This window comes from Pantoea phyllosphaerae (assembly GCF_051025595.1).
Classification (GTDB): Bacteria; Pseudomonadota; Gammaproteobacteria; order Enterobacterales; family Enterobacteriaceae; genus Pantoea.
In genome coordinates, this window is the sequence record NZ_JBPFDE010000004.1 from 104,766 (window position 1) to 128,614 (window position 23,849).

The 23,849-nt window shown below is 59.5% G+C and carries 24 protein-coding genes; 15 read left to right on the top strand and 9 right to left on the bottom strand.

The features are described from left to right. Positions 1-35: 35 nt before the first annotated feature. Positions 36-1,193, bottom strand: coding sequence for a Gfo/Idh/MocA family protein (locus tag ACR6A7_RS07510; RefSeq protein ID WP_434124221.1), 1,158 nt, complete (start codon positions 1,191-1,193; stop codon positions 36-38). A gap of 277 nt (positions 1,194-1,470) precedes the next feature. Between ACR6A7_RS07510 and ACR6A7_RS07515 the strand changes: the two genes are divergently transcribed. Together ACR6A7_RS07515 and ACR6A7_RS07520 are read left to right on the top strand one after the other, a co-directional pair. Continuing rightward, positions 1,471-2,376 (top strand): glucosamine kinase nucleotide-binding domain-containing protein, encoded by a 906-nt coding sequence (locus ACR6A7_RS07515; RefSeq protein WP_434124418.1) that lies wholly within the window; start codon positions 1,471-1,473, stop codon positions 2,374-2,376. 7 nt (positions 2,377-2,383) lie between these two features. Beyond that, positions 2,384-3,502, top strand: a complete 1,119-nt coding sequence (locus ACR6A7_RS07520; protein ID WP_434124222.1) for an ROK family transcriptional regulator — start codon at positions 2,384-2,386, stop codon at positions 3,500-3,502. A gap of 56 nt (positions 3,503-3,558) precedes the next feature. On the opposite strand, the gene ACR6A7_RS07525 is transcribed toward ACR6A7_RS07520, so the two are convergent. Both ACR6A7_RS07525 and ACR6A7_RS07530 read right to left on the bottom strand, forming a co-directional pair. After that, a complete protein-coding gene (locus ACR6A7_RS07525; RefSeq protein WP_434124223.1) occupies positions 3,559-4,650 on the bottom strand; it encodes an ABC transporter ATP-binding protein in 1,092 nt (363 codons plus the stop codon). Between the two features lie 12 nt (positions 4,651-4,662). Further along, positions 4,663-5,262, bottom strand: a complete 600-nt coding sequence (locus ACR6A7_RS07530; protein WP_434124224.1) for a GNAT family N-acetyltransferase — start codon at positions 5,260-5,262, stop codon at positions 4,663-4,665. 547 nt (positions 5,263-5,809) lie between these two features. On the opposite strand from ACR6A7_RS07530, the gene ACR6A7_RS07535 reads away from it, so the two are divergent. From ACR6A7_RS07535 to ACR6A7_RS07550, 4 genes are all read left to right on the top strand, one after another. Further along, a complete protein-coding gene (locus ACR6A7_RS07535; RefSeq protein WP_434124225.1) occupies positions 5,810-7,141 on the top strand; it encodes an extracellular solute-binding protein in 1,332 nt (443 codons plus the stop codon). A gap of 54 nt (positions 7,142-7,195) precedes the next feature. Further along, positions 7,196-8,068: a carbohydrate ABC transporter permease gene (locus tag ACR6A7_RS07540; RefSeq protein ID WP_434124226.1), complete on the top strand. Its 873-nt coding sequence runs from the start codon at positions 7,196-7,198 to the stop codon at positions 8,066-8,068. Continuing rightward, complete coding sequence (locus ACR6A7_RS07545; protein ID WP_434124227.1) at positions 8,068-8,883, top strand: carbohydrate ABC transporter permease; 816 nt, start codon at positions 8,068-8,070, stop codon at positions 8,881-8,883. Before ACR6A7_RS07540 ends, ACR6A7_RS07545 begins: the two co-directional genes overlap by 1 nt. A gap of 103 nt (positions 8,884-8,986) precedes the next feature. Further along, positions 8,987-10,315: a glycoside hydrolase family 28 protein gene (locus tag ACR6A7_RS07550; RefSeq protein WP_434124228.1), complete on the top strand. Its 1,329-nt coding sequence runs from the start codon at positions 8,987-8,989 to the stop codon at positions 10,313-10,315. On the opposite strand, the gene ACR6A7_RS07555 is transcribed toward ACR6A7_RS07550, so the two are convergent. Then, a complete protein-coding gene (locus ACR6A7_RS07555; RefSeq protein ID WP_434124229.1) occupies positions 10,312-11,388 on the bottom strand; it encodes a tartrate dehydrogenase in 1,077 nt (358 codons plus the stop codon). The genes ACR6A7_RS07550 and ACR6A7_RS07555 overlap by 4 nt on opposite strands. Positions 11,389-11,474: 86 nt before the next feature. On the opposite strand from ACR6A7_RS07555, the gene ACR6A7_RS07560 reads away from it, so the two are divergent. The 5 genes from ACR6A7_RS07560 to ACR6A7_RS07580 all read left to right on the top strand — a co-directional run bounded on the left by ACR6A7_RS07560 (position 11,475) and on the right by ACR6A7_RS07580 (position 15,240). Next, on the top strand, positions 11,475-12,392 hold the full coding sequence (locus tag ACR6A7_RS07560; protein WP_434124230.1) for a LysR family transcriptional regulator: 918 nt from the start codon (positions 11,475-11,477) through the stop codon (positions 12,390-12,392). Positions 12,393-12,519: 127 nt separating this feature from the next. Then, positions 12,520-13,611: a YncE family protein gene (locus ACR6A7_RS07565; protein ID WP_434124231.1), complete on the top strand. Its 1,092-nt coding sequence runs from the start codon at positions 12,520-12,522 to the stop codon at positions 13,609-13,611. A gap of 352 nt (positions 13,612-13,963) precedes the next feature. Further along, positions 13,964-14,326, top strand: a complete 363-nt coding sequence (locus ACR6A7_RS07570; RefSeq protein WP_434124232.1) for a DUF5862 family protein — start codon at positions 13,964-13,966, stop codon at positions 14,324-14,326. Between the two features lie 88 nt (positions 14,327-14,414). Further along, positions 14,415-14,729 (top strand): DUF5862 family protein, encoded by a 315-nt coding sequence (locus ACR6A7_RS07575; RefSeq protein ID WP_434124233.1) that lies wholly within the window; start codon positions 14,415-14,417, stop codon positions 14,727-14,729. Between the two features lie 196 nt (positions 14,730-14,925). Further along, on the top strand, positions 14,926-15,240 hold the full coding sequence (locus ACR6A7_RS07580; protein WP_434124234.1) for a DUF5862 family protein: 315 nt from the start codon (positions 14,926-14,928) through the stop codon (positions 15,238-15,240). Between the two features lie 224 nt (positions 15,241-15,464). On the opposite strand, the gene ACR6A7_RS07585 is transcribed toward ACR6A7_RS07580, so the two are convergent. The 3 genes from ACR6A7_RS07585 to ACR6A7_RS07595 all read right to left on the bottom strand — a co-directional run bounded on the left by ACR6A7_RS07585 (position 15,465) and on the right by ACR6A7_RS07595 (position 17,745). Then, complete coding sequence (locus ACR6A7_RS07585; RefSeq protein ID WP_033793244.1) at positions 15,465-15,758, bottom strand: DUF1330 domain-containing protein; 294 nt, start codon at positions 15,756-15,758, stop codon at positions 15,465-15,467. 11 nt (positions 15,759-15,769) lie between these two features. Continuing rightward, the gene (gene yghU, locus ACR6A7_RS07590; protein WP_434124235.1) at positions 15,770-16,636 is read right to left on the bottom strand and encodes a glutathione-dependent disulfide-bond oxidoreductase; all 867 of its coding nucleotides are present in this window, start codon (positions 16,634-16,636) and stop codon (positions 15,770-15,772) included. An 89-nt stretch (positions 16,637-16,725) separates the two neighbouring features. Beyond that, entirely contained in the window at positions 16,726-17,745 is a 1,020-nt protein-coding gene (locus ACR6A7_RS07595; protein WP_434124236.1) for a LacI family DNA-binding transcriptional regulator, read from the bottom strand. A gap of 98 nt (positions 17,746-17,843) precedes the next feature. Here ACR6A7_RS07595 and ACR6A7_RS07600 point away from each other — a divergent pair, with 98 nt between their 5' ends. Beyond that, complete coding sequence (locus ACR6A7_RS07600; protein ID WP_434124237.1) at positions 17,844-18,857, top strand: Gfo/Idh/MocA family oxidoreductase; 1,014 nt, start codon at positions 17,844-17,846, stop codon at positions 18,855-18,857. Between the two features lie 4 nt (positions 18,858-18,861). On the opposite strand, the gene ACR6A7_RS07605 is transcribed toward ACR6A7_RS07600, so the two are convergent. After that, positions 18,862-19,746 carry a sugar phosphate isomerase/epimerase family protein gene (locus tag ACR6A7_RS07605; protein WP_434124239.1) on the bottom strand — a complete coding sequence of 295 codons (885 nt, stop codon included), beginning with the start codon at positions 19,744-19,746 and terminating at the stop codon, positions 18,862-18,864. A 21-nt stretch (positions 19,747-19,767) separates the two neighbouring features. Then, positions 19,768-20,799 (bottom strand): Gfo/Idh/MocA family protein, encoded by a 1,032-nt coding sequence (locus tag ACR6A7_RS07610; protein WP_434124240.1) that lies wholly within the window; start codon positions 20,797-20,799, stop codon positions 19,768-19,770. A gap of 296 nt (positions 20,800-21,095) precedes the next feature. Between ACR6A7_RS07610 and ACR6A7_RS07615 the strand changes: the two genes are divergently transcribed. From ACR6A7_RS07615 to ACR6A7_RS07625, 3 genes are all read left to right on the top strand, one after another. Next, the gene (locus tag ACR6A7_RS07615; RefSeq protein ID WP_434124241.1) at positions 21,096-21,401 is read left to right on the top strand and encodes a hypothetical protein; all 306 of its coding nucleotides are present in this window, start codon (positions 21,096-21,098) and stop codon (positions 21,399-21,401) included. 135 nt (positions 21,402-21,536) lie between these two features. Then, positions 21,537-22,460 (top strand): TIM barrel protein, encoded by a 924-nt coding sequence (locus ACR6A7_RS07620; protein WP_434124242.1) that lies wholly within the window; start codon positions 21,537-21,539, stop codon positions 22,458-22,460. Positions 22,461-22,470: 10 nt separating this feature from the next. Continuing rightward, the gene (locus tag ACR6A7_RS07625; RefSeq protein ID WP_434124243.1) at positions 22,471-23,640 is read left to right on the top strand and encodes a Gfo/Idh/MocA family protein; all 1,170 of its coding nucleotides are present in this window, start codon (positions 22,471-22,473) and stop codon (positions 23,638-23,640) included. Positions 23,641-23,849 lie beyond the last annotated feature (209 nt).

Here is a 23,849-nt window from a genome sequence, read left to right on the forward strand (position 1 = left end):
CGCGACGGGGGAGGAGGCGTCTCAGGAGAGCGCCATCAGGCCCCCGTCTTTCCCAGACTGGCGTCAAAGCGCTGCCAGCTTTCGCGCATATCCACCACGCTGCGCGTTTTGCGCGCCTCATCGATCTTGATGGCGGTGAGGCCCGCCTCCAGCGCATCCACCACTGAAACTTTCAGCGGCGTTCCCTGTTTAATGTGTTTGACTATCTCTTCCGCCATCAGCGCATCCGCGCCGTAATGGCCATCGTAGGCGTTGCCGCTGTAGGCGGTCTCAACCTCTTTCTCGCCGCTTCGCGCGTTGTGTACGCGGAAGTAGTTGCGAACGAAATCGCCTTCCGCCATGCCAGCGGTACCCATCACGCAGAAACGACGAAACTCATCAGGCACGTTGAGATTGGCATGAAAGGCGAGGGTGGCGCCGCCCGCATATTCAATTAGCGCGGTCTGGTAATCGACGATATCGGCATCGCTGTCAAACACCGCATCGGTGCTTGACCAGCCGCTGGGTTTGATGTGGTAGACCTCGGAATCGGCGGTTACAGCGCCCTGCGGCGCGTGTTCGGGGGTAAAAGATTTACGTCCGCCAAAGCTGGCTACCCGCGCCGGACGCTGCTGCAGAAGCCCCTGGTAAAGATCGATGTCGTGGCAGCATTTTTCCAGAATGTAGGGGCCGGCATATTTTTCCAGCCGCCGCCAGTCGCGCTGAAAGAAGGCCCCGTGATAAGGCTTGATATGCTCAGTCGCTTCAATGGACGTTATCTCGCCTAACTGACCGGCGTCGCGCGCAGCCAGCAGATCGTGATAAAGCGGTGAATAGCGCAATACCAGACCAACCAGAATACGTGCCTCGCCATACTGGCGCACCAGCTTCGCCATCTCCATGGTTTGCTCTTCGTTGATGACGACCGGTTTTTCGGTAAAGACGGTGTAACCTGCTGCCAGCGCCTGGCCCACATGTTCGAGATGGAGGAAGTTAGGCGACCCTACCAGCACCAGATCCATTCCGCCGTGTTGCAGCAACGCTTCAATCGAATCGAATGCCCGGCCTGGTTCAATGCCGAAACGGTGCAGGTTGGGCAACCCGGCGGGTGTCGGGTCGTAATAGCCGACGACGGAGAAGGTGCTGTCAGCCTTGTCGAACTCTTTGATAATGTGGGACAGACGAAAGCCGAGACCGATGATGCCTACTTTCATGTTAAACCCCTGATCCTGAAATCGGATGGCGCAGAGCCCGCTCGCTGCCAGGCGCGGCTAATGATTGTGTGACAGCCAACTTATTACGGCTGAAAAACTAATGTCAATATGGCGCTGTGTTTTTTGTGAGCGTATTTCCATTATCAATATGTAAAATAAAGATAAAATTACAAGCCTTTTTTGCCATATTTATTTGTTATTGCGATTTAAGTTTTTTTACCCTATCGTTCGCTCATGATGGCTATCACTCTTAAGCAGCGGGGGCGTGAGGAAGCGCGTGCAGGCACACTATCTCCTTGGTATTGATGGCGGCGGCACGCAGTGCCGCGCGCGGTTAAGCGACCTTAACGGTAAGGTTTTGGCCGAAGCGACGGGCGGGCCAGCCAACGTCTGGTCTGAGTATGATGCCGCGCTGACTCGCGTTGGCGCACTGATCGATAAGGTATTTTTACAGGCTGGTCTCGCCCCGCAGACGCTGGCGCAAACCGCGCTGGTCGCCGGACTGGCCGGTGCCAACGTTGCTTCCGTACAGGCACGGCTGGCTGGCTGGCAACCCGCCTGCGCGGCTTTCCAGGTGTTAAGTGATGTTGAGATCGCCTGCGCAGGCGCGCACGGCGGAGAGCCGGGCGCGGTATTCATTACCGGCACCGGCAGTCAGGGCGCCGCCTGGGACGGCACGCGCTTTACGCTGCTGGGCGGCTGGGGGTTTGCCCTTTCCGATCAAGGCTCGGGGGCGGAGCTGGGGCGGCGCGCGCTGCGTCTGGCGCTGCTGGCCCATGAAGCCGTGGTAGAAAAAAGCGATTTTACGCATCAGCTGATGGCGCAATTTGATCATACTCCGGAAACCATGCTGCTGTGGACCCGCACGGCCGCGCCCGCTGACTGGGCGCGCGTTGTGCCGCAGGTTTTCGCCGCCGCCGACGCTGGCGATCGTCACGCGCAGGATCTGCTGGCGCAGACCGCCGCCGATACCGGCCTGATGGTGCGTCGCCTGATGGCGATAAGCAGCGGGCGCGTGGCGCTGATGGGAGGTTTGGCCGCGCCGATTCGCCGCTGGCTGGCCGCGGATATTCAGGCCTGTCTGGCGACGCCACAGGGCGATGCGTTAAGCGGGGCGCTAAAGCTTGCCGGCGCACTTCCCGCCTGCTCGACCAGTCCTGATAATGTCAGGGCGACTACTTGAGGAATTTATGACCGCTCCGAACGTAACCGCGCGTATTCTGCGGTTGATTGTTGAAAACGCGCCGATTAGTCAGTCCGATTTGAAAGTTCGCAGCGGGCTCAGCATGTCGACGGTTTCGCAAGCGACTAACCGCCTGCTGGCGCAAGAGATTGTCCAGGAGCTGGGGCTGCGTCGCGTCTCAATGGGGCGACCCAAAACGCTGCTGGGGCTGAATCCCGACCGCGCCAGCGTGATCGGCATCCAGCTTAATGCAGAGCGTAACCTGATCGTGATGACCGATCTTAGCGGCAACTTGCTGGGCGAGCAGCAAATGCCGTCGGGCACGCTGACGCCGCGCCAGCTGGGCGATGCGCTGGCGAAATTCCTGCGCAGCGTTGAAGAGAAGCGCGTCGGTGCGATCGGTCTGGCGCTGTCGGGGCTGGTGGACGCGGAGAATGGCTACTGTATCCGTTCAAAAGTGCTCGACTGGGACAACGTGCCGATTGCGCAGCTGCTGGAAGAGCGTTTCTCGCTACCGGTCTTTATCGAGAACGACGCCAACGCGATGGCGATGGCTGCGCTGGTGTTTGGCCAGCTCGGCGCGGCGCAGTCAGCGGTTATCGCCACTTACGGCAAGGGGATTGGCGCAGGCATTATCCTCAATCGCCAGCTCTATCGGGGACGCCACGGCAAAGCGGGCGAGATTGGCAACGGCCTGGTCGGCGACGGCTCGCTGCGGCTGCTGGAGGATGTTGCCTCCTCGCGCGCGATTTTGCAGCGGGTCGCCGCGCAGGAAAGCGTTGAGGGCGTGACTTTACAGGCGCTCGATCAGCGCCCCACGCCTGCGGTGCTGGCGGCGCTGGAAGAGGCGGGGCGCGAGCTGGGGATTTCGCTGGCGAACCTGTCGGTGGCCTATGACCCGGATGTGGTTTATCTGGCGATGGAGCCGCATATGGCGTCGCGCATTTTGCTCGATCACATTACCCAGAGCTTTCAGGCATATCGGCTAAAGCTGACGCCGCACATGACGCCGCTGCAGTTTCTGACGGAGTCGAACCGGATGTGGGCGCTGGGCGCGGCCGGTTTCGCCGTTAATCGCCTGCTCGATCTGCTGGCGGCGCAGGCTGATGAAGAACCGATCGCCTGACGCTCACCGCCGGTAAAAACGGGCGCCGTCGCGCCCGTTAATCTCACTACTTTCCCCTAGCGCAGGCGCTGCCCCTGCTCGTCGAACAACAGGCAGTGCGCGGCAGAGAAGCCCAGTTCAACCTGCGTACCCAGATCGCGCGCGGTCGCTTCGCGCTCTTCAACCACCAGCATCTGCTCACGGCCGATATCCAGGTAGAGGTAGTTGGTGTGGCCCAGCCTCTCGCCATAGGCCAGCTCGCCGTGAAAGCGCTGTGCGGCAGGCGTCTGTGCGGCAGACTGGAAATGTTCGGGACGAATGCCCAGCGTTACGGTCTGGCCTTCGCGGCAGTCGGCGGCGATTTTTAATACCAGCCCCTCAATTTTCAGTTCCGGCACCCGTAGCTGCACTTCACCTTCGCCGGTGGCACCGATCTCCGCCCGCAGGAAGTTCATTTTTGGCGAGCCGATAAAACCGGCCACAAACAGGTTATCCGGGTCGTGATAGAGCGTCAGCGGCGCGCCGACCTGCTCAATGCGGCCCTGACGCAGCACCACTATGCGGTCAGCCAGCGTCATCGCCTCCAGCTGATCGTGGGTGACATAAATCATCGTGTTACCGAGCGAGGCGTGCAGCCGGGCGATCTCAATCCGCATCTGCAGGCGCAGTTCAGCATCAAGGTTAGAGAGGGGCTCATCGAACAGGAAAATGCGCGGATGACGAATAATCGCCCGGCCAATCGCCACGCGCTGCCGCTGACCGCCGGAAAGCGCGCGCGGCAGGCGATCAAGCAGTTCGGTGAGGTGCAGGCGCGCAGCCGTCTGCGCAATCGCCTGATTGATCTCCGCTTTTGACTTTTTCATCACCTCCAGCGGATAGGCCAGGTTGCCGCGCACCGTCATATTGGGGTAGAGCGCATAGGACTGAAACACCATGGCGATGCCGCGCTCGGTGGCGGGCTGGCGCGTCATATCCTGCTCATCAATCAGCAGCTGGCCGCTGCTGATCTCTTCCAGCCCGGCGATCATGCGCAGCAGCGTCGATTTGCCGCAGCCGGAAGGCCCGACAAACACCACAAACTCGCCGCTGTCGATCGTCAGATCGATGCCATGAATCACATTTACGTGCTCGTAAGACTTCTTCACATTCTGCAGGCGCAGGCTGGTCATCGGCTACCTCACTCAGAGTAACTGGCCCATATAGATGGCGTTGCTGCGCAGAATCGGGGTGAACCCCATGCGCGCATAGAAAGCGCAGACCTGCTCGTTCTGCAGGCTGACGCCAAGATGCACGCCGCCGACGCCTGCTGCCCGCAGCGCCGCCAGCTCATGCTCAATCATTTTGCGGCCCCAGCCGCCTTTCTGCGCCGCGGGCAGCAGGTTGATATGCAGATGCGCGGGCCACTGCGTCACCAGGGTGTCAGCAGCCTGGTCGGGATGGCGTATCGCGTCGAGCACCTTGCTGTCGAGCGGCGCGCGGGCGCTGCGGTCGCGATATTTTTCCTGTAGCTGCGGCCACCATTTCGCCTGCAGCTCCGCCTCGAAGGCGCGCGTATCTGGCGCGGCGACCACGTAACCCTGCACCTCGCCCGCCCGCTCCAGCACAAAGGCGAAGTCTGGCGCGAAGCGAGCATAGGGCACGGCAAAACGCTGGCCAGGGTAGTCGGGATCGGAATAGAGCGCACGGGCGTCGCCGCCGGCATCCGCTGTTTCCAGGCAGATGCGGTAGAGCGCCGGATAGTCCGCCGGGGTCGCCGGACGAATGACACCTTGATTCAGCATGGTCAATTCTCGTGAGTGAGCAGGTTAAGGATTGCGCAGTTGTACAGCTGAAAAGTTACGTTAGTAAAAGCGGACTTAGTTTTCAAGATAGAATAATTACTTTATCGCACTAACCCAGCCTGTCCAGCAACCTTTACCCACATTCCCGTGCACTTCTGTGATCGCCGCCACGCCCTGACGACGGCCTTCCTGAGAGTGTTTGCGTCCGCAGAAAAGCAGGAAGTGTGAGCGATATAGGATTTTCATATGTTTTATCATGGCGTTAATTTGCGATTATCACTCCGGTTTTTTGTTCTGCGCAGCGCGTGCCTGACGCTATACCGTCACGGTAAAGGGCGCTAAGGGTCGCGCAGTCTGCTGCTTTTCCCGTCATAGCACTGTTTATTTGCGCGCGCTCACAGCGTTGCAATTCCGGCTGTGGGTTGTTTGACTTTATTTTTTTATTAAAGTAAGTATGAGTAAGCGCGTTGCTGTGCGGCGTCAGTCTGCGGGATAGCAGACGGTGAGATGAAGGGATGCCGATCCTGGTCTGAAGAAGGTGAGCATAATGTCTGTTTCCTCCGTTCGTTTATTCCGAATTCGCAATGTGGGTCGGCTGCTGGCGGCGGGCTTGCTGGCAGGCAGCGTCATCCACGCCGCCCACGCTGCCGTGACCCTCAATGAGTGGGATATCTACAACTACCCGCAGCAGACGGCGGCGGTTGACGAGGGGATAAAAGAATTTGCCCAGCAGAACCCCGGTATTGTGATTAACCGTTCGGTTCACTCCTTTGAAGATACGCGCATTCCGCTCAAGCTGGCGCTGACCGCCGGTGACGGCCCGCAGATCGCCCAGGTGAATCAGGGCGGCGGCGATATGGGCTCGCTGGTTAAGGATAAACTGCTGCTGCCGCTCGACAGCTACGCCGCCGACTACGGCTGGACCACCCGTTTCCCTGACTCGATTCTGAAACGCAACCGCTGGTCCGACAGCGGGGAGTTCGGCAGCGGCAAGCTTTACGGTATCGCCAGCCTGGGTGAGATGGTCGGGCTTTACTACAACAAAGCGCTGCTGGATAAAGCGGGTATCGCGCCGCCGAAAACCCTGGCGGAACTTGAGCGCGCGATGGCGAAGCTGAAGCAGCAGGGCACCGCGCCGATGATGCTGGGCCTGCTGGATGGCAACATGGGACAGCAGCTGCTCAGCACCCTGTGGCAGGCGCAGATAGAGAGCCGCGATCGCAAGGCGCTGGACGATCTGATTTACGATGTGGGCGGCACCTTCAAAGAGAGCAAGCTGGTCAACGCCGCGACGATGATGAAGAGCTGGACCGACAAAGGCTATTTCTTTCCCGGCTTTCAGGGGATTGGCCATGACGACGCTGCCACCCTGTTCCAGAACGGGCAGGCGGCTTTCCTGGTCAGCGGCACCTGGTACCTGGGGCAGTTTAAAGACAATAAAGATATTCACTTCGCGGCGATGCCGGCAGGCGAGGGCGTGAAGCAGCCGCTGATGGTCGGCGGTACCGATCTCGCCTTCTCCGTAACCAGCACCGCGAAGAGCAAAGCGGAACAGGATGCGGCGGCGAAGTTCATCAACTATATGGTGTCCGATGCCATGGCGAACCGCTGGCTGAACGTCGGTTTCCTGCCCGCAAGCACCAATAAAGCCGCTAAGATGCCCGCCGACAATCCGCTGCTGGCGGAGGCCTATCAGGTCTGGCTGACGCTTAACGACTATGACGGCTTAGGCCACTATGTGGACTGGGCGACGCCTACCATGAACGCCGAGCTGAATCAAAACGTCCAGCTGCTGCTGGCGGGTCGTCAGACGGCCGAGCAGATGGCGGCTAATTTCGATAACAACTATCAACGCTATCTGAAAACCCTGAAGCATTAAGCCGGTGGCCCGGCGCGCCGCCGGGCCTGAGCGTTCTGAGCCACGAGTACGGTTATGTTGAATCTAAGCGGTTGGCGTAATTTTCTCTATGTTCTGCCTGCAGTGCTGATCTACGCGGTTTTCCTGCTGTTGCCGCTGCTCGCTTCGCTGGGCATCAGCTTTACCGAATGGGATGGCACCTCGCTGCCGGTGTTCAGTGGCGTCAGCAACTATCTGCGCATGTTCAGCGATCCGGTGTTCTGGATTGCGCTGGGCAATAACGCCATTCTGATGCTGTTTTATACGCTGCTGCCAATCGGCGTGGGCCTGCTGCTGTGCAGCTTCTTGTATGAGACCCGCAGCAACGGCGAACGCAGCGTGCTGCGTATCCTCTTCTTTCTGCCCTACATCATGCCGATGGCGGTGCTGGGCGTGGTATGGCGCTGGCTCTATAACCCGGCGTTCGGGCCGATCGATCAGGTGCTGCGCGCCGTCGGGCTGCCGCAGCTGGCGATGTCATGGCTTGGCGATTTTACCTGGGCGCTGCCCGCCGTGGGGCTGGTGGCGACCTGGTACTTCTTCGGCTTCTGTCTGGTGCTGTTTATGGCGGGCCTGCAGCGTATGGATCCGTCGCTGCTGGAAGCGGCCGATCTTGACGGCTCCTCGCGGCGGCAGAAGTTTATGCGCATCACGCTGCCGGGGCTGAGGCCTGAACTGCGCATCGCCCTGCTGCTAACGGTAATCGCCAGCCTGAAAGCCTTCGACCTGGTTTACGTCATGACCCAGGGCGGGCCTGGCACCTCCACCATGGTCACCAATATCTTTATGTATAAGCAGGGCTTTGACCTGCACTACTTCGGCTACGCCTCGTCGGTGGCGGTCTTCAGCATGCTGATTGTGCTGGGGATTAACTACGCGATCCATCTGGCCTTAAAGGAGCGTTACTGATGCGAAGTACGCCGGTGATTTCACGCGCGCTGATCTGGATCGTGGCGCTGATGACTATTCTGCCGTTTCTGATGGCGCTGATGACCTCATTCAAAACCCAGATGGAGCTGTTTCAGGGGGTGTTCACGCTGCCCGCCTCGCTGAATTTCAAAAATTATCTCACCGCCTGGCAGCAGGGCCATTTCAACGTCTATTTTCTCAACTCGGTGCTGGTGGTGATCCCGGTGGTGCTGTGCAGCGTGCTGCTGGGCATTCTGGCCGGATTCGGCTTCGCCTGGCTGAAGATCCCTGGCAAAAAGGTGATTGCGGCGATGCTGGCGCTGGGGATGGTGCTGCCGAGCGAGGCCTTTATCATTCCGCTCTATCACGAGCTGCGCTGGATGGGGCTGACCAACACCTATCTGGCGCTGATACTGCCGCAGATCGCCCTGTCGCTGCCTTTTACCACCCTGATGATCGCCAGCGCTTTCCAGCAGGTGCCGAAAGAGCTGGTGGAGGCGGCGGTCATGGACGGCGCGTCGCGGATCAAAATTCTCTGGGGCATCCTGGTGCCCGCTATCTGGCCGACGCTGTCGACGCTGGGACTGCTGCTGTTTATCTGGACCTGGAATGAATTTCTGATCCCGCTGATTCTGGTAAACAAAGATGAGCTGCGCACCTTGCCGATCGGCATGATGTTCTTTCAAAACAAAAACACCATCGACATTCCGGTGCTGATGGCGGGCGCGATGATCGTGATCCTGCCGCTGGTGGCGGTGTTCCTGATTTTCCAGCGCAAGTTTATTAGCGGCGTCACTGAGGGGGCCGTCAAATAATCTGTGATATCCCGCACGAAACGGCGTAGTGGCGGCGAGAGAAAGGTTTGCCGCGCCGTAGCGTGCTGCAATTTCTGCCTCTCACTTTTGCTGGAGCCGCATCATGCACCTTTCCCTTGCTGATTTTCATCCTGCCGCCGACGGCGAAACCCTGGACACGGCGGTGTTACAGCGCGCTATCGACCAGATCGCCGCCGCGGGCGGCGGTCGCCTGACGCTGCCCGCCGGGCGCTACCGCAGCGGCTGCCTGAATTTGCCTTCCCATTTTGAGCTGCACCTTGAGGCAGGCGCGGTGCTGCTCGCCAGCCAGCGACGCGCTGACTATCAACCGTTTCAGGCGCTGAGCAGCGCCGAAAAGTCGCATAACGTGCTGCTCTACGCCCTTGGGCAGCGCAATCTCACCATCAGCGGCAAGGGCTGCATCGATGGCGACGGGGAAATCTGGTTCGCCGCCGAGCGCGACGCGCAGGGTTACCGGCTGCCGCACGCCGACAGGCCGCGCATCATCGTATTCGAAGCGTGCGAGCAGGTGACGCTGGAGGGGATCACCATCGTACAGGCGCCGATGTGGACGGTGCATCTGGTGAGCTGCCGCCATGTGCATATCGATCGCCTTACCGTCGACAACGCCATGACGATGCCCAACACCGACGCGCTCGATATCGACAGCTGCGAGGCGGTGTTTGTCAGCAACAGCTACCTCAGCGCGGCGGATGACGCCATCTGCATCAAAACCACCCTGAAACCCGACGCGTTGCGTCGCCCTGCGCGTCAGATCACCGTCAGCAACTGCCTGCTGCGCTCTTACAGCTGCGCCTTTAAGATCGGTACTGAAACCTTCGACGACATCGAGGATGTCACCGTAACCAACTGCACCCTGTTTGACTCCAACCGCGGTATCGGCATTCTGTCGCGCGACGGCGGCGCGATGCGGCGGCTGCTCTTCAGCCATCTGACCTTTGTCTGCCGCTACGCGCCGCCGTGCCACTGGGGCAAGGCCGATCCGCTGTTTGTATCGGTGCGTCCGCGCGATCCGGCAGTGCGGCCAGGGCGAGTCGAGCAGCTGCAGTTCACGCAGGCGAGTGGCGTAGCGGAAGGGGCGATCAACCTGCACGCCGCCCGGCCGGGCGACATTCGCGACGTGCTGATCGCCGATGTGCAGCTGCGCCAGGTGGTCAGCCGCGATAGCGCGCAGGGGCAGTTTGATATTCGGCCGCCGTGCAACCCCGACGCGCCGACCGGCATGGGGCTGGATAACGCCTATAAGCTCGATCCTGCCACCGGGGAGGCGTTCGGCGTGGCGCGCTATCCTGGCGGCCTGCCCGCGCTTTTTGCGCGCGGCGTCGAGAATCTGCGCTGGCATCACCTGGCGGTTGAGCGGCCGGAACCGCTACCGCCAGGCTGGAATCCAGAACTTTTCGCGATCGACTAGGCGCTGAGCGCCGCGGCGATCGCCGCGCCGAGCGCGTCGGTGCTGGCTTCGCCGCCCAGATCGCGCGTCAGGCATTCGCCCTGCGCCAGGGTGCGTTCAATGGCGTCGAGCACCGCGTCGCCTGCCGCTTTATAGCCCAAGTGCTCCAGCATCATCGCGCCGCACCAGATCTGGCCGATGGGGTTCGCTATACCTTTACCGGCGATGTCAGGCGCGGAGCCGTGCACCGGCTCGAACAGGCTGGGGAAGGTGCGTTCGGGATTGATGTTGGCCGAGGGCGCGATACCGATGGTGCCGGTGCAGGCCGGGCCGAGATCGGAAAGAATATCGCCAAACAGATTGCTGGCCACCACCACGTCAAACCAGTCGGGATGCAGCACGAAGTTGGCGGTAAGAATATCGATATGGTACTTGTCGACGCTGACCTGCGGGTAGTGCTCGCCCATCGCCTCGACGCGCTGGTCCCAGTACGGCATGGTGATGGCGATGCCGTTGGATTTGGTGGCGGAGGTGAGGTGCTTTTTCGGTCGGCTGTTGGCCAGCTCGTAGGCAAACTTCAGGATGCGGTCGACGCCGACGCGCGTCATTACGGTCTCCTGGATCACCACTTCGCGCTCGGTGCCGGGGAACATGGTGCCGCCGACGCTGGAGTATTCTCCTTCGGTATTTTCACGCACTACGTAAAAGTCGATGTCGCCCGGCTTGCGGTTCGCCAGCGGCGCCTTAACGCCGGGCATCAGACGCACCGGTCGCAGGTTGACATACTGATCGAACTCGCGACGGAACTGCAGCAGGGATCCCCACAGCGAGACGTGATCCGGCACGATCGCCGGCCAGCCCACCGCGCCAAAATAGATCGCATCAAAGGTTTTTAGCTGCGTAAACCAGTCGTCGGGCAGCATCTTGCCGTGCTGTTGCCAGTAGTCGGCGCTGGCGAAGTCGAACCACTCCCAGCGCAGCGTAATGCCGAACTTCTCTGCCGCCGCGTTCATCACGCGAATGCCTTCCGGCATCACCTCTTTACCGATACCGTCGCCGGGGATGACGGCAATACGATGGATTTTTTCAGACACAGGGCACCTCACAGGGTTGATGTTCGAATTGTCTGCGCAGTATAACTTTGCATCACTGGGAAATAATTAGCCTGAAACGCAAGCCAATGTTGAATCAAAGTAAAGAATCCCGCACATCCACCGACGATCTCGCCTTTTTTGTGCGCATCGCCACCCTTGGCAGCCTGACGGCGGCAGCGCGCGATCTCGGCCTGTCGCTGGCGGCGGTCAGTAAGCGTCTCAGCCAGCTTGAGCGGCGGCTCGGCGTGCAGCTGCTGAAGCGCACCACGCGGCGGCTGGAGCTGACGGCGGAAGGGCGGCGCTATCTGGACGGCGCGCGCCCGCTGCTCGATCAGCTGGCGGCGCTGGAAGAGGCAGTGAGCAGCCAGACCCAGGTGCTGCGTGGCACGCTGAATATCAACGCGTCGTTCGGCTTTGGCCGCCGCCACGTCGCGCCCTGCGTCTCGGCGTTTGCGGCGCTGCATCCCGAGCTGGCGCTGTCGCTGCAGCTCAGCAGCCAGCCGCTCAATTTTCTTGACGCTAACGTCGATATTGACGTGCGCGTCGGGGAGCCGCCCGATTCGAGGCTGGTGGCGCGTCGGCTGCGCGCCAACCCGCGCATTCTCTGCTGTTCGCCCGCCTATGCCGAGCGCTGCGGCCTGCCAGCTGATATCCATGCGCTGGCGCAGCACAACTGCATTTTGCTGCGCCAGCATGAAGGCGACTTCACCCTGTGGCGCTTTGTGAAGGGCAGCGAGAGCGTCAGCCAGAAGGTGCGCGGCAGCCTGCTTACCAACGACGGCGAGGTGGCGATGCGCATGGCGCTGGATGGCCACGGTATCCTGCTGCGCTCATGGTGGGATGCGCGGCACGCCGTTGAGCGCGGCGATTTGCTGCACGTGCTGCCCGACTGGCAGGCGCCCGACGGTGATATTTTCGCGGTATGGCAGGCGCAGCGGCAGCTTCCCGCGCGTATTACCGCCTTCGTGGATTTTTTGCAGGCGCGGTTAAAACAGGCGCAGTGAGACGGATGGCCGCTTCAGGCTGACGTTTACAGTCTGATTGTTAATGAGTATGATTCTCATTCTTTTTGAGCGCCGGCCGCGGTGGCTGAGCCGAACGGAGGCGCCTCATTTCCCAAGGGAGTCATGCATGAAATCTCTGTTCCGTCCACGCAACGCCGCGCTTGCTCTGGCGATCGCCGCCGCTTTCGGCCTGACGGCCTGTCAGGCACCGGCGAAAAAAGCCGAGGCGCCCGCCGCCACCGCCCCCGCGAAGCCTGTCGCCTCTGCGGTGAAACAGCGCGAACTCGGCTTCGGCCTGTATGAGATGGCTTACGTGCCGGGCGCAAACGCGCTTTACGTTGCCAGCGCCGACGCCTTTAAGGATGTCAGCGGAGGCGTAATCTATCGGCTCGATCCCGCCACGCTGGAGACCACCGGCAAAGGCTACACCGATCTGAAAAACTTCGGCATGACCATGAACGAAGATGGCAGCCTGCTCTACGTGACCAACACGCTGGACGGCGGCGTCTCGAAGATCGATCCGGCAAAAGGCAAAGTGCTGGCGCGCACCCTGTTCAGCGAGCGCAATGAGAAGGGCTTCCCGTTCGGCGCGCGCGAGATTTTCCTGCATAACAACCAGCTCTATATCGGCGGCGTGGGCGATCCGGGCGTAATCTGGGTGGTAGACGCGCAGACCATGAAGCTGAAAGCGCGCATCAAGAACGCCGGCAAATGGGTCACCGGCATTATCTATTCGCCGGTCACGGATCGCATCTACGCCGCAAACGGCAGCGGCGAGATCCTGGTGATCAATCCGCGTAGCCATAAGATGGAGAAGCGTCTGACCCCAGGCGATGGCAAAGCCTATCTGCTGTTGAATATGGCGGAAGATCCGGCGACGGGGCGCCTGTTTGTCACCGACAATTCGAAAGCGAAAACCACGCTGGTGTTCGACGAGCGCAGCGGCAGGGTGATAAAACGCATTGACGGCGACGCGCTGGGCATTAAATTCAACGCGAAGCGCAACGAGATTTATATCAGCCAGCGTGAGTCACAAAAGGTGCTGCAGCTTGACGCTACCACCTATGCGGTAAAAAACAGCTGGTCGTTCGAGGGGCATCCTAACAGCCTGCTGGTCACGCCGGATGGGCAGACGCTCTATGTCACCATCAAGCAGGGCTTCAATAAAGATCACAGCAGCAAAGGGCCAGACAGCGTGGCGCGTATTCAGCTGAACTGACGTTAATAAAGGCGGCCACAGGCCGCCTTATTCATTTTTAAACGCTATTTATCAGGCTAGTTGTTCGCCAGAAGTTAACAAATATTCTCTTTTTCTGCCTGCCTGAATAGATTCTATTATTAGCAGCGATGTTATATAAGCATAATTTTTTAGCGCGACAAGCTATGCCGATATTAATGAGTAAAAACAGGGCGGCAGGTTAAGCTGGGGTGTTTATTAATTTTAACAGAGTCTGTTTTTATAATTAATTTTACGCTATCTGAAAATTTCAGGTGCGATAGTTAAATGTTTCCTGAAAATGGATGTTTTTACTATTTTTTCCGGCAAATAGATGAGGTAGGGTATCGCGCCAATGGGGTTTATACTTCCGGAATTGCAGTGCTTTAAAATTAAATTTATTAGCAAGGTAAAAATAATGAGAACGCTAGAGCAATATGAACTTCGTGCGGTGAGTGGTGGTGCTGCGGCAACAGCCGACGAGGTCAACGCCTTTTTTGAAGGTATTGTCTGGGGCGCACTGGACGGATTGGCAACTGGCGTTACCGTCGGTGGAAGCGCCAGTCGTGACGCCGTGTTCGGTATCATCGCCCAGGGCGTCGGCGCAATATTAGGCGGTATCATTGGCCCTGTAGCGGGCGCGATTATGGGGGCGATGGTGGGGAGAGATGCGGTCGCCGCCTATGCGGCTGATATCCGGAAGCAATATTCCAGCTAGCGGAAAATATTGCGCCATATCCTCTTCATTAAAAATGGTTTAATGAAGTTTCTCTCAATAATTTTTTATTAATATAAGGAAATTGATGATGCGTGAATTATCTCTGATTGAAATGAATGCGGTTAGCGGCGGGCAATTCGTCTCTTCGCTGGGCGATGCAGTGGAAGGCGCCGTCTGGGGCGTTATTGAGGGCCTGGCGACAGGCGTGACCGTCGGCGGCAGCGCCAGCCGTAGCGCAGTCTTTGGTCCTGTCGCGCAGGGCGTCGGCGCTATTCTGGGCGGCGTGATCGGCCCGGTTGTCTGCGCCGTGATGGGCGCGCTGTGGGGTAAAGATACCGTTGCCGCCTATGCCGCTGACTTCCGTCAGAATTATGGTACCAATGGCAGCATGGCCATCGTTTAAAGCCGCTTCTGGCTAAGCGTAAAGGCGCTCTGTTTATTCTGCTCTCCTTCAGGCTAAAATTTTATTCATACTGTTTATTCGTGCTTGCTGGTCGCCTTTTGTCAGCCTTAAAAAAGAATGCGAAGCACCCTCTTTATTAAATTCATTTAATAAAGATTTTTATTATTTATCCTCTTTAAATAAAAGGAACTTTATCATGCGTGAGTTATCTCTGATTGAAATGGACGCGGTTAGCGGCGGTCAAATGGTCTCTTCGCTGGGCGATGCTGTGGAAGGCGCCGTCTGGGGCGTTATTGAGGGCCTGGCGACAGGCGTGACCGTCGGCGGCAGCGCCAGCCGTAGCGCAGTGTTTGGCCCTATCGCGCAAGGCGTCGGGGCTATTCTGGGCGGCGTGATCGGCCCGGTTGTCTGCGCCGTGATGGGCGCGCTGTGGGGTAAAGAGACCGTTGCCGCCTATGCCGCTGACTTCCGTCAGACTTATGGTACTAACGGCAGCACGGCGATCGTTTAATACCGGGCTTAAAGCGCCGACAGATGTATAGTCCGTCAGTCTTATTGTCTGTTCGTTTGATGAGCTGGATTTTTATTTAGGCTGTTAAGAGAGCTGTCAGCGTGCGCATATAATAAATAAAATCCGTAACTTTCCAGCGTTACGGATTTTTTATTTTTTGCAGGTTAGCCTGAAAGCCGCAGCCTGACCGCTACGGCTTATTCAGGCATATTACCGATACGCTGCTACTGCTCTACGCCCTGCACCAGCACCACGCGGTACTCCGCACCTTTCAGGCGATGCTGTTTCGCTTCCTGATATTCGGGGCTGTCATACCAGCCGTGCGCCGCTTCTACCGTCGGAAATTCCAGCACGACAACGCCGTCCGCTTCCGGCCCTTCCAGCGTTTCCAGCGCACCATAAAACGCCAGCGGCGTTATAGGGTGGTCACCGCGCGCTTTGCCTGCCTTTTCGCCGTAGATAGCGAACTCTTCAGGATTGGTAATTTTGTCGCGAATAAAGATGACATATGCGCTCATTGCGGGCTCCTTTACGCCTGACGTTTGTCTTCGGTGTTGGTGTCAAAATCGGATGCGTCGTGGCGCTCGTGCAGCTGGTCGGCCGGATCGCCCATCACGCGGTTCACTTTGCGTCCGCGGATCACCGCCGGGCGTTCGGCAATCTCCTGCGCCCAGCGCACCACGTTTTTGTAGGATTTCGCGTCGAGGAACTCGGTCGCGCCATACTGGTTGCTTAGCACCAGGCCGCCGAACCAGGGCCAGGTGGCGATATCGGCGATGGTATAGGCGTCGCCGCCAAGGAAGCGGCTTTCCGCCAGACGGCGATCCAGCACGTCGAGCAGGCGCTTGGTCTCCAGCGTGTAGCGGTTAATAGCGTATTCGATTTTCTCCGGCGCGTAGTGGTAGAAGTGGCCGAAACCGCCGCCGACGAAGGGCGCGGCGCCCTGTAGCCAGAAGAGCCAGTTCAGGGCTTCGGTACGGCCCGCCGGATCGTCCGGCAGGAAGTGGCCGAACTTGTCCGCCAGATAGAGCAGGATACTGCCGGATTCAAAAACGCGCTGCGGCGGATTCACCGAATGGTCGCTGAGCGCCGGGATTTTGGCGTTAGGGTTGATATCAACAAAGCCGCTGCCGAACTGATCGCCATCGCCGATACGGATCAGCCAGGCGTCATACTCCGCCTCTTTGACGCCGACCGCCAGCAGCTCCTCCAGCAGGATCGTCACTTTCTGCCCGTTGGGCGTGCCGAGCGAATAGAGCTGCAGCGGATGTTTGCCGACCGGCAGCGCTTTTTCATGGGTTGCGCCTGCGATGGGACGGTTGGTTTTTGCGCCGTTGCCTTTGGCTTCCGGATCCCATTTCCAGACTGTTGCGGGCTGATAACTGTTTTCCGACATAGTGTGGGTTCGCCTTGTTGATGAGAATGTGCCAGACGTCTCTGAGTGTAGCAGGGCGAATGATTGCGGTTTAACCCTGCTGGCGTTCCCTAATCGACGTTCTCCTGGGTGTAGAGCATAAAATCGACGCGCCCATCCGCATAGGTAGCGAAATCGCCACCTTTTTCCAGCTTTTGCAACAGCAGGTTCAGCGCCAGCTGGGCGTGACGCTGGGTGTTCTGGTCGAGCGTTAAGGTCAGCGTGCGCTGCTGTAGCAGGCGGCGTGTGGTGGCATAAAGCTCATGCGTAATGTAAACCACATCGCGCTCGCGGCGGTGGCGCGCCAGCGCTTCGGAGATCTCACTGTTGCCAAGGCCGGTATTGTAGATGCCGACAATCGACGGGGAGGTCACCAGCGCCTTCTCCAGCAGCTTGCTGATACGGGTACGATCCTCCAGACCGGCCAGCGCTTCGCGCAGCGCCAGGTGGGGAAAGCGCTGCTGCAGCACGTCGCGGAAGCCGTCGATGCGCTGGCGATGGGCGCGATAGTCGACGCGACCGCTGATCATCAGTACCTCGCCTGCGCGCGTCAGCATGCTGCCCATCATTAGCCCGGCGGTGCGCCCGGCCTGCAGCTGATTGATGCCCACGTGCAGCAGACGATCGGCGTCGGGCAGATCGGAAACCAGCGTGATTACCGGCACGCCGCGCGCTTTGCAGTCGCTGAGCGCCTGATAAATGGCGGGATGTTCATGCGCAAAGACCATCAGCCCGTCCATTTTGCGGCTGCTGGCGAGGATATGCGCCGCCAGTTTCTCCGGTGCGTTCTCGGCGATAAAGGTGCGCTGCAGGCGCAGCCGGCGATAGCCGAGCGCGTCCGCCAGCTGCTGAAAATCCTGCGCCAGCTGGCGAAAGAAAAAGGCGTCATTGCCGCTGAGGATCACTTCGATTTGCCACGGCTGGCGGTGTTCTTCCGGCAGGATACGGTTAAGCCCCGCCGTACGTGCCGCCTCCAGCACTCGTCGGGTCATCGCCGGCGACACGCCGCCGCGATCGTTAAGCACCCGGTCTACGGTTGCTACGCCAACGCCGGCGGCACGCGCCAGCTTACTGAGCGTCATTCGCTTCATGCTGAGTGGATTCCATCAATTTCCGCATTCAGCCAGCCTGCCAGAACGGGCTATTTTGACAAGGTCAGCTATCCCGAATTGTGAAGAGGAGATCGGAAATGTCCCCTGTAACTCAACGCGTTGCCCTGATTGGCAGCGGTTTTATCGGTCAGGTGCACGCGGCGAATCTGGCGGCGCATCCAGGCGCGCATCTGGCGCTGGTGTGCGACCTCGACGCGGCGCGCGCCGAGGCGCTGGCGCAGCGGTATGATGCGCGCGCAGGCCACTTCAGCGAGGCGCTTAACCGCGACGATATTGATATGGTGCTGATCGCCAGCTCGACGCCGACGCACGCCGATTTTCTGGCGCAGGCGGTAAACGCGGGTAAGGCGGTCTACTGCGAAAAGCCGATCGATCTGTCGCTGGCGAAGGCGCGTGCGGTAGTGGAGAGCCTTGCGCCGCTGAAGGTGCCGGTCACCGTCGGCTTTAACCGGCGCTTCGATCGCAGCCACCAGCAGCTGAAGCAGGCGCTTCAGCAGGGCACCATCGGTGCGCCGGAGCTGATTCAGATGGTGTGCCGCGCCTCTGAAATGCCACCTCTGGACTATCTGCGCGCGTCGGGCGGACAGATGCGCGATCAGGCCATTCACTTTTTCGATCTGCTGCGTTTTCTGACCGGCGACGAGGTTGAAACCGTCGGTGCGCTGGGTGCGGCGCTGGCACAGCCTGCGCTACGCGACTTCGCCGATGTCGACACCTCGGTGCTGATTATGCGGCTGACGCGCGGCGCGCTGGCGCAGCTCGATAATACCCGACGTACCGCTTACGGCTATGACGAGCGCATCAGCGTGGTGGGATCGCAAGGCATGCTGGCGTCGGAGCCGCAGGCAGTGCGCGGCGCGACGCTTTATCAGCAAAGCGGCATCACTCAGCCCGGGCTGTTCCCGGACTGGTTCAGCCGCGTGCGTGATACCTACTACGCTCAGCTTGACGCCTTCCTGCGCCATCTTGGCGGCGAAACGGTGGCGGAGCTGCCTGGCCTGATGGATGGCCTGCAGGCGCAGGCCATTGCCGAGGCGGCGTGCGAGTCGCTGACCAGCGGACGCTTCGTCCAGGTCGAGCGGCTGGCATAATCGCCTATCGGCTCAGCAGCTCGCGCTCGATCAGCTCGCGCGTCTCAACCGCCTGCGTCTTCATCTTCTCCGGATAGCCGAACAGGGCGGACGCGATAATGGATTCGCCGCCCACTTTATAGGTGCGGTTGGCGAAGTCCATTTCGCGCAGCGTCTGGAACAGCGTATCGAAATCGACCTCGCCTTCGCCGACGCCGACGTGCTGGTGGATAGTCGCGTCTACGCCCGGCGGGTTAACGATATAGCGGCAGTGCTTGGTATGGTTCATGGTATCGGCGATCAGCACATGGGAAAGATCATCACCGGCATACTCCAGCATCGGTCGCACATCGCCCTTGCCGTTGTCGTAGAAAAAGGTGTGCGGCACGCTGTAGAGATATTTCACGTTGTCGCTGCGGAACGACTTCACCATGTCGGCGGTTTCGTTGCTGTTTTCGCAAAAATCCCACGGATGCGACTGGATTTCGACGCGGATATTTTCGCGTTCGAAAATCGGCAGCAGCTCCTCCATCGAGCGGTAGAACATCTCTTCGCAAATCTCAGGCTCGTTGGGGTTGCCGGAGAGCTCGGTGTTGATCACCTGCACGCCCATCTCCACAGCAATCTCAATCATGCGCTTCCAGTTCTTTACCGCCGCCTGACGACGCAGCTCGTCCGGACCGGACCAGCGATAAACCACAATAAACGACGAGATCTCCACGCCGGTCGCATTCAGCGCGTTTTTATATTCGCGCATAATTTCGCGGCTGGCTTTTGGGTGTTTATAGAAAGGGTTGATCTGCGGATGAGGCGACTGCTCGATATAGCGGTATCCCCATTCAGCTACCTGATGCACCATGCGGGTAATGCCCATATCTCTGATTACATCCACGTCAAAAGCGATTTTCATTTTTATGACTCCTGGCTTTAGTTAGCGTTCTTCGTTGAATACCACGCCGATCTGCCGACGCGTCTCATCCATTGCGCGCAGCGTCAGCAGCGAGGTCGCCAGCGAGCGCACCGGCGAGTCTGTCAGGCTCTGACCAACGCACCAGGCAAAGTGGTCAATCTCATGGCTGAGCTGCTGATAGCGATTCGCCGACTCTTCCCAGTGCAGCGTCTGGCGCTTATCGCTGGAGACGAGGCAAAAATTGCCCGGCGCATAGAACTGACCGTCAAGGTAGAGCGTGGCGTCGCGTCCCGCGATGACCGCGGTGCCCGGCGTGTTGCTGAATAGCGTGGTGTGCAGCACCGACTGCATGCCGCGCGCATGGGTAAAGAGCATTGAGGTCTGGCCGTTGACGCCGCCCGGCGCAGGTTCGCCCTGCGCGACGATACGTTCAGGCGCGCCGCCCACCAGGATGCTGAAAGCGATCAGATAGCTGCCGAGATCGAGCATCGGCCCGCCGGCAAGATCGGGGTTGAAAATGCGGTGATCCGGGGTAAAAAATTCGCCGTGATCGGCGATCAGGCTGTGTACGTCGCCCAGCGCGCCATCTGCCAGCAGCTGGCGGATGACGTCATATTTCGGCGCAAAGTCGCACCACATCGCCTCCATACAGAGCCGCTGCGCGCGCTGAGCCGCCTGCTGCAGCGCTTCGCCCTGCTGCGCGTTGAGCGCCAGCGGCTTTTCGATGAGCACATGTTTCCCTGCCTGCAGCGCGCGCAGGCCGTCAGGGAAATGGTGGTTATGCGGCGTAGCAATATAGATCGCGTCGACGTCATCGCGTGCCAGCAGGGCATCAATGCCACCGCACGCATGGGGAATCGACCATTTGTCGGCGAACGCCTGCGCCTTGTCATGGCTGCGCGATGAAACCGCGACCGGTTGCTGATGGGTGTGATGACACAGGGCGCTGGCGAAGCGATCGGCGATCCAGCCGGGGCCGACAATACCCCAGCGCAGCACAGGGATGTGGTGCGCGTCGGGCAGGCGCGGAGCAGGTAGGGTAGAGGGAAACATAACAACTCCATATTTTTTAGTCTGTTAATGGCCAGCTGCGGCGTGCCGCTGCCTCCGTCAGGCTTTCACTATAGAAAGCCTGAGGCTGCCCTCTCTAACCTTTTACTGATGGAATTCCATCAGCCTTACCGATGGCGGATCGAGGAGGATTTCTAGCAAATGTTTTTTCCGAATGAAAATCATTTAGGAATAAATGTTTCGTTATGCGAAGAGGATCAAATTTATGCGCGCGCTGTTTTATCAAAAGGTCAGGCAGGCGCGCTTGAGCGGTCAGGATAGCGAAAGCGCGAGGTCTCTTGCGGCCGCACGCGCCTGCCGACATCAAGCCGTTTTTCGTTACCCACGGCATCGATGCGGTTGAGCAGGCGGCGCAATCGCTGCGCGAACCGGTGCGGCGCAGAGTGATGCTAATGCGTCACGGGCCGCTGCAGGAAGGTGAACTGGCGCTTACCGACGGGAGCATCACCCTGATGCTGCGTGATAACATTGAGATAATGACCGCCGCGGTGCGGCTTTGCGCTGAGCGTCAGAACGAGCGCGACGGATCATTCTGCTCTTCGAGCTTATCATCGGAGAAAATATATAAATCAGTTAATTACTGATTTAAATGATAAATTTCCTTCATTTTGAGGATAAGAATTACTATGATCGCTATCAAAGAATAAAACTTCCATGGTTGTTTGATATGGAAAATATATTCGATACTCGCGGCAGATGTCCCTGCCTGGAGAGCTATCGTGACCATCCATATCGCCAACGCGCCCTGTAGCTGGGGCGTCGATAATCCCGATAACCCCTTTCTGCCGCCGTGGCAGACGGTGCTGCGCGAAGCGGCGCAGGCGGGTTACCGCAGTATAGAGCTGGGCCCGTGGCGCTATCTGCCTGGCGACCCTGACGTACTCAGCCGCGCCTTGAACCAGTACGGCCTCTCGATCGTCGCCGCCACGCTGTTTGACGACCTGGTCAGCGAGGCGCATTTCCCGTCGATGGTCGACCTGACGCGTAAGCTGTGCCACACCCTGTCCCGCATTCCCACCGCTGAAAAAAACCATGGCAACAACGCGCCCGCGCCCTATCTGGTCATCATTGACTTCGGCAACCCCGAGCGCGCCCGGCTGGCTGGCCAGTCTGAACGCGCGCCGCGCCTCGGGGCGGCTGACTGGCAGCGCCTGATGCGCCATATCACACAAATCAGCGAGATCGCCTGGCGCGACTATGGCGTACGGCCGGTGATCCATCCGCATGCGGGCGGCAGCATCGAGTTCGCCGACGAACTGGCGCAGCTGGTGCGGGATATTCCGCATGAGGTCGCCGGGCTCTGCCTCGATACGGGGCATCTTTACTATGCGGGCATGGATCCCATCGCCGCGCTGCGGCACTACTGGCATCGCATCGACTATCTCCATTTCAAAGACGTCAATGATGCGGTCTGGCGCGATGTGCTGGCGCGCGGCCTCGATTTTTTTAGCGCCTGCGCCGAAGGGGTAATGTGCCCCATTGGGCAGGGGGCAATCGACTATCCGGCGGTACGCGCCTTTCTGGCTGAACAGGGCTACCAGGGCTGGATCACGCTGGAACAGGAGCGCGATCCGCGCCAGGCCAGCACCAGTCTGCGCGACGTCAGCGCCAGCCTGAATTATCTCAAATCCGTGGGTTTTTAAGGAGAGGACGATGATTAACGGTACAAAAGCGGTAGATCGCGCCCTGCGCTGGGGCATGGTCGGCGGCGGCGGCACCAGCCAGATTGGCTATATTCACCGCTCGGCGGCGCTGCGCGACAACAATTTTCAACTGCTGGCGGGCGCCTTTGATATCGATGCCGAGCGCGGCCGTGCCTTCGGCATCTCGCTGGGCGTCGCGGCCGACCGCTGCTATCCCGACTACGAGACGCTGTTTGCCGCCGAAGCGGCGCGCGAAGATGGCATCGAAGCGGTTTCCGTCGCCACGCCCAATAACACCCACTTTGCCATCTGCCGCGCGGCGCTCAACGCCGGGCTGCATGTGGTCTGTGAAAAGCCACTCTGCTTTACCAGTCGAGAGGCAGACGAGCTGGAACGGCTATGCGCGGAGAAAAACAAGCTGATCGGCGTGACCTACGGCTATGCCGGACATCAGCTGATTCAACAGGCGCGGGAGATGATCGCACAAGGGATGCTGGGCGAGATCCGCATCGTCAACATGCAGTTCGCTCACGGCTTTCACCATGAGGCGGTTGAGCTGCAAAATGCCAGCACGCGCTGGCGCGTCGATCCCCGCTTCGTCGGCCCCAGCTATGTGCTGGGCGATCTGGCAACCCACCCGCTGTTCCTTGCCGAGACCATGGCGCCGCAGCTAAAGGTCAAACGCCTGCTCTGCGCCCGGCAGAGCTTTGTCGCCACGCGCGCGCCGCTGGAAGATAATGCTTTTGTGATGATGGAGTATGACAACGGCGCGGTCGGCACGCTCTGGGCCTCGGCGGTCAACTGCGGGTCGATGCACGGCCAGAAAATCCGTATCGTCGGCGCGAAGGCGAGTCTGGAGTGGTGGGACGAACAGCCCAACCAGCTGCGCTACGAAGTGCAGGGCGAGCCGGTGCGCATTCTTGAGCGCGGTATGCCTTACCTGGCACCGCGCGCGCTGGAAGAGGATCGCATCGGCGGCGGCCATAGCGAAGGGCTGTTCGACGCCTGGTCGAATCTCTATCGCCGCTTCGCGCAGGCCTTCGCCGCCAGCGCTCGCGGCGACGCCGCCTTCCTGCAAAGCTTCTGGTATCCCGACGTTCATGCCGGGCTGGCGGGCGTGCGCTGGGTGGAACAGTGCGTCAAGTCGGCGGAGGCGGGCGCAGTCTGGATCGAGTGTTAGCCATGCGGAACGTTGAGATAAGTGAAGAAGGGCACAAAAGCAAAAACCCAGCCATAAGGCTGGGTTCTCTAATTTGTGGTGCCCGAACCCAGACAAAAATGCCGGGAGCATTTTTGCTTTGCCGCGCCTGCGCGGCAACCCGCAGGGCGAGCCGCAGGACGCGGCGAGGACATCGAACCGGTTCGATGACGGGTTCCGCACAAAAGCAA

Bases quoted from the DNA above. Each gene is read 5' to 3' on its own strand.
- ACR6A7_RS07510 (WP_434124221.1), bottom strand. From the start codon at position 1,193: ATGAAAGTAGGCATCATCGGTCTCGGCTTTCGTCTGTCCCACATTATC.
- ACR6A7_RS07560 (WP_434124230.1), top strand. From the start codon at position 11,475: ATGTTGAATCAAAGTAAAGAATCCCGCACATCCACCGACGATCTCGCC.
- ACR6A7_RS07625 (WP_434124243.1), top strand. From the start codon at position 22,471: ATGATTAACGGTACAAAAGCGGTAGATCGCGCCCTGCGCTGGGGCATG.
- ACR6A7_RS07565 (WP_434124231.1), top strand. From the start codon at position 12,520: ATGAAATCTCTGTTCCGTCCACGCAACGCCGCGCTTGCTCTGGCGATC.
- ACR6A7_RS07520 (WP_434124222.1), top strand. From the start codon at position 2,384: ATGACCGCTCCGAACGTAACCGCGCGTATTCTGCGGTTGATTGTTGAA.
- yghU (WP_434124235.1), bottom strand. From the start codon at position 16,636: ATGTCGGAAAACAGTTATCAGCCCGCAACAGTCTGGAAATGGGATCCG.
- ACR6A7_RS07610 (WP_434124240.1), bottom strand. From the start codon at position 20,799: ATGTTTCCCTCTACCCTACCTGCTCCGCGCCTGCCCGACGCGCACCAC.
- ACR6A7_RS07540 (WP_434124226.1), top strand. From the start codon at position 7,196: ATGTTGAATCTAAGCGGTTGGCGTAATTTTCTCTATGTTCTGCCTGCA.
- ACR6A7_RS07545 (WP_434124227.1), top strand. From the start codon at position 8,068: ATGCGAAGTACGCCGGTGATTTCACGCGCGCTGATCTGGATCGTGGCG.
- ACR6A7_RS07535 (WP_434124225.1), top strand. From the start codon at position 5,810: ATGTCTGTTTCCTCCGTTCGTTTATTCCGAATTCGCAATGTGGGTCGG.
- ACR6A7_RS07530 (WP_434124224.1), bottom strand. From the start codon at position 5,262: ATGCTGAATCAAGGTGTCATTCGTCCGGCGACCCCGGCGGACTATCCG.
- ACR6A7_RS07585 (WP_033793244.1), bottom strand. From the start codon at position 15,758: ATGAGCGCATATGTCATCTTTATTCGCGACAAAATTACCAATCCTGAA.
- ACR6A7_RS07580 (WP_434124234.1), top strand. From the start codon at position 14,926: ATGCGTGAGTTATCTCTGATTGAAATGGACGCGGTTAGCGGCGGTCAA.
- ACR6A7_RS07575 (WP_434124233.1), top strand. From the start codon at position 14,415: ATGCGTGAATTATCTCTGATTGAAATGAATGCGGTTAGCGGCGGGCAA.
- ACR6A7_RS07600 (WP_434124237.1), top strand. From the start codon at position 17,844: ATGTCCCCTGTAACTCAACGCGTTGCCCTGATTGGCAGCGGTTTTATC.
- ACR6A7_RS07550 (WP_434124228.1), top strand. From the start codon at position 8,987: ATGCACCTTTCCCTTGCTGATTTTCATCCTGCCGCCGACGGCGAAACC.
- ACR6A7_RS07595 (WP_434124236.1), bottom strand. From the start codon at position 17,745: ATGAAGCGAATGACGCTCAGTAAGCTGGCGCGTGCCGCCGGCGTTGGC.
- ACR6A7_RS07605 (WP_434124239.1), bottom strand. From the start codon at position 19,746: ATGAAAATCGCTTTTGACGTGGATGTAATCAGAGATATGGGCATTACC.
- ACR6A7_RS07570 (WP_434124232.1), top strand. From the start codon at position 13,964: ATGGGGTTTATACTTCCGGAATTGCAGTGCTTTAAAATTAAATTTATT.
- ACR6A7_RS07525 (WP_434124223.1), bottom strand. From the start codon at position 4,650: ATGACCAGCCTGCGCCTGCAGAATGTGAAGAAGTCTTACGAGCACGTA.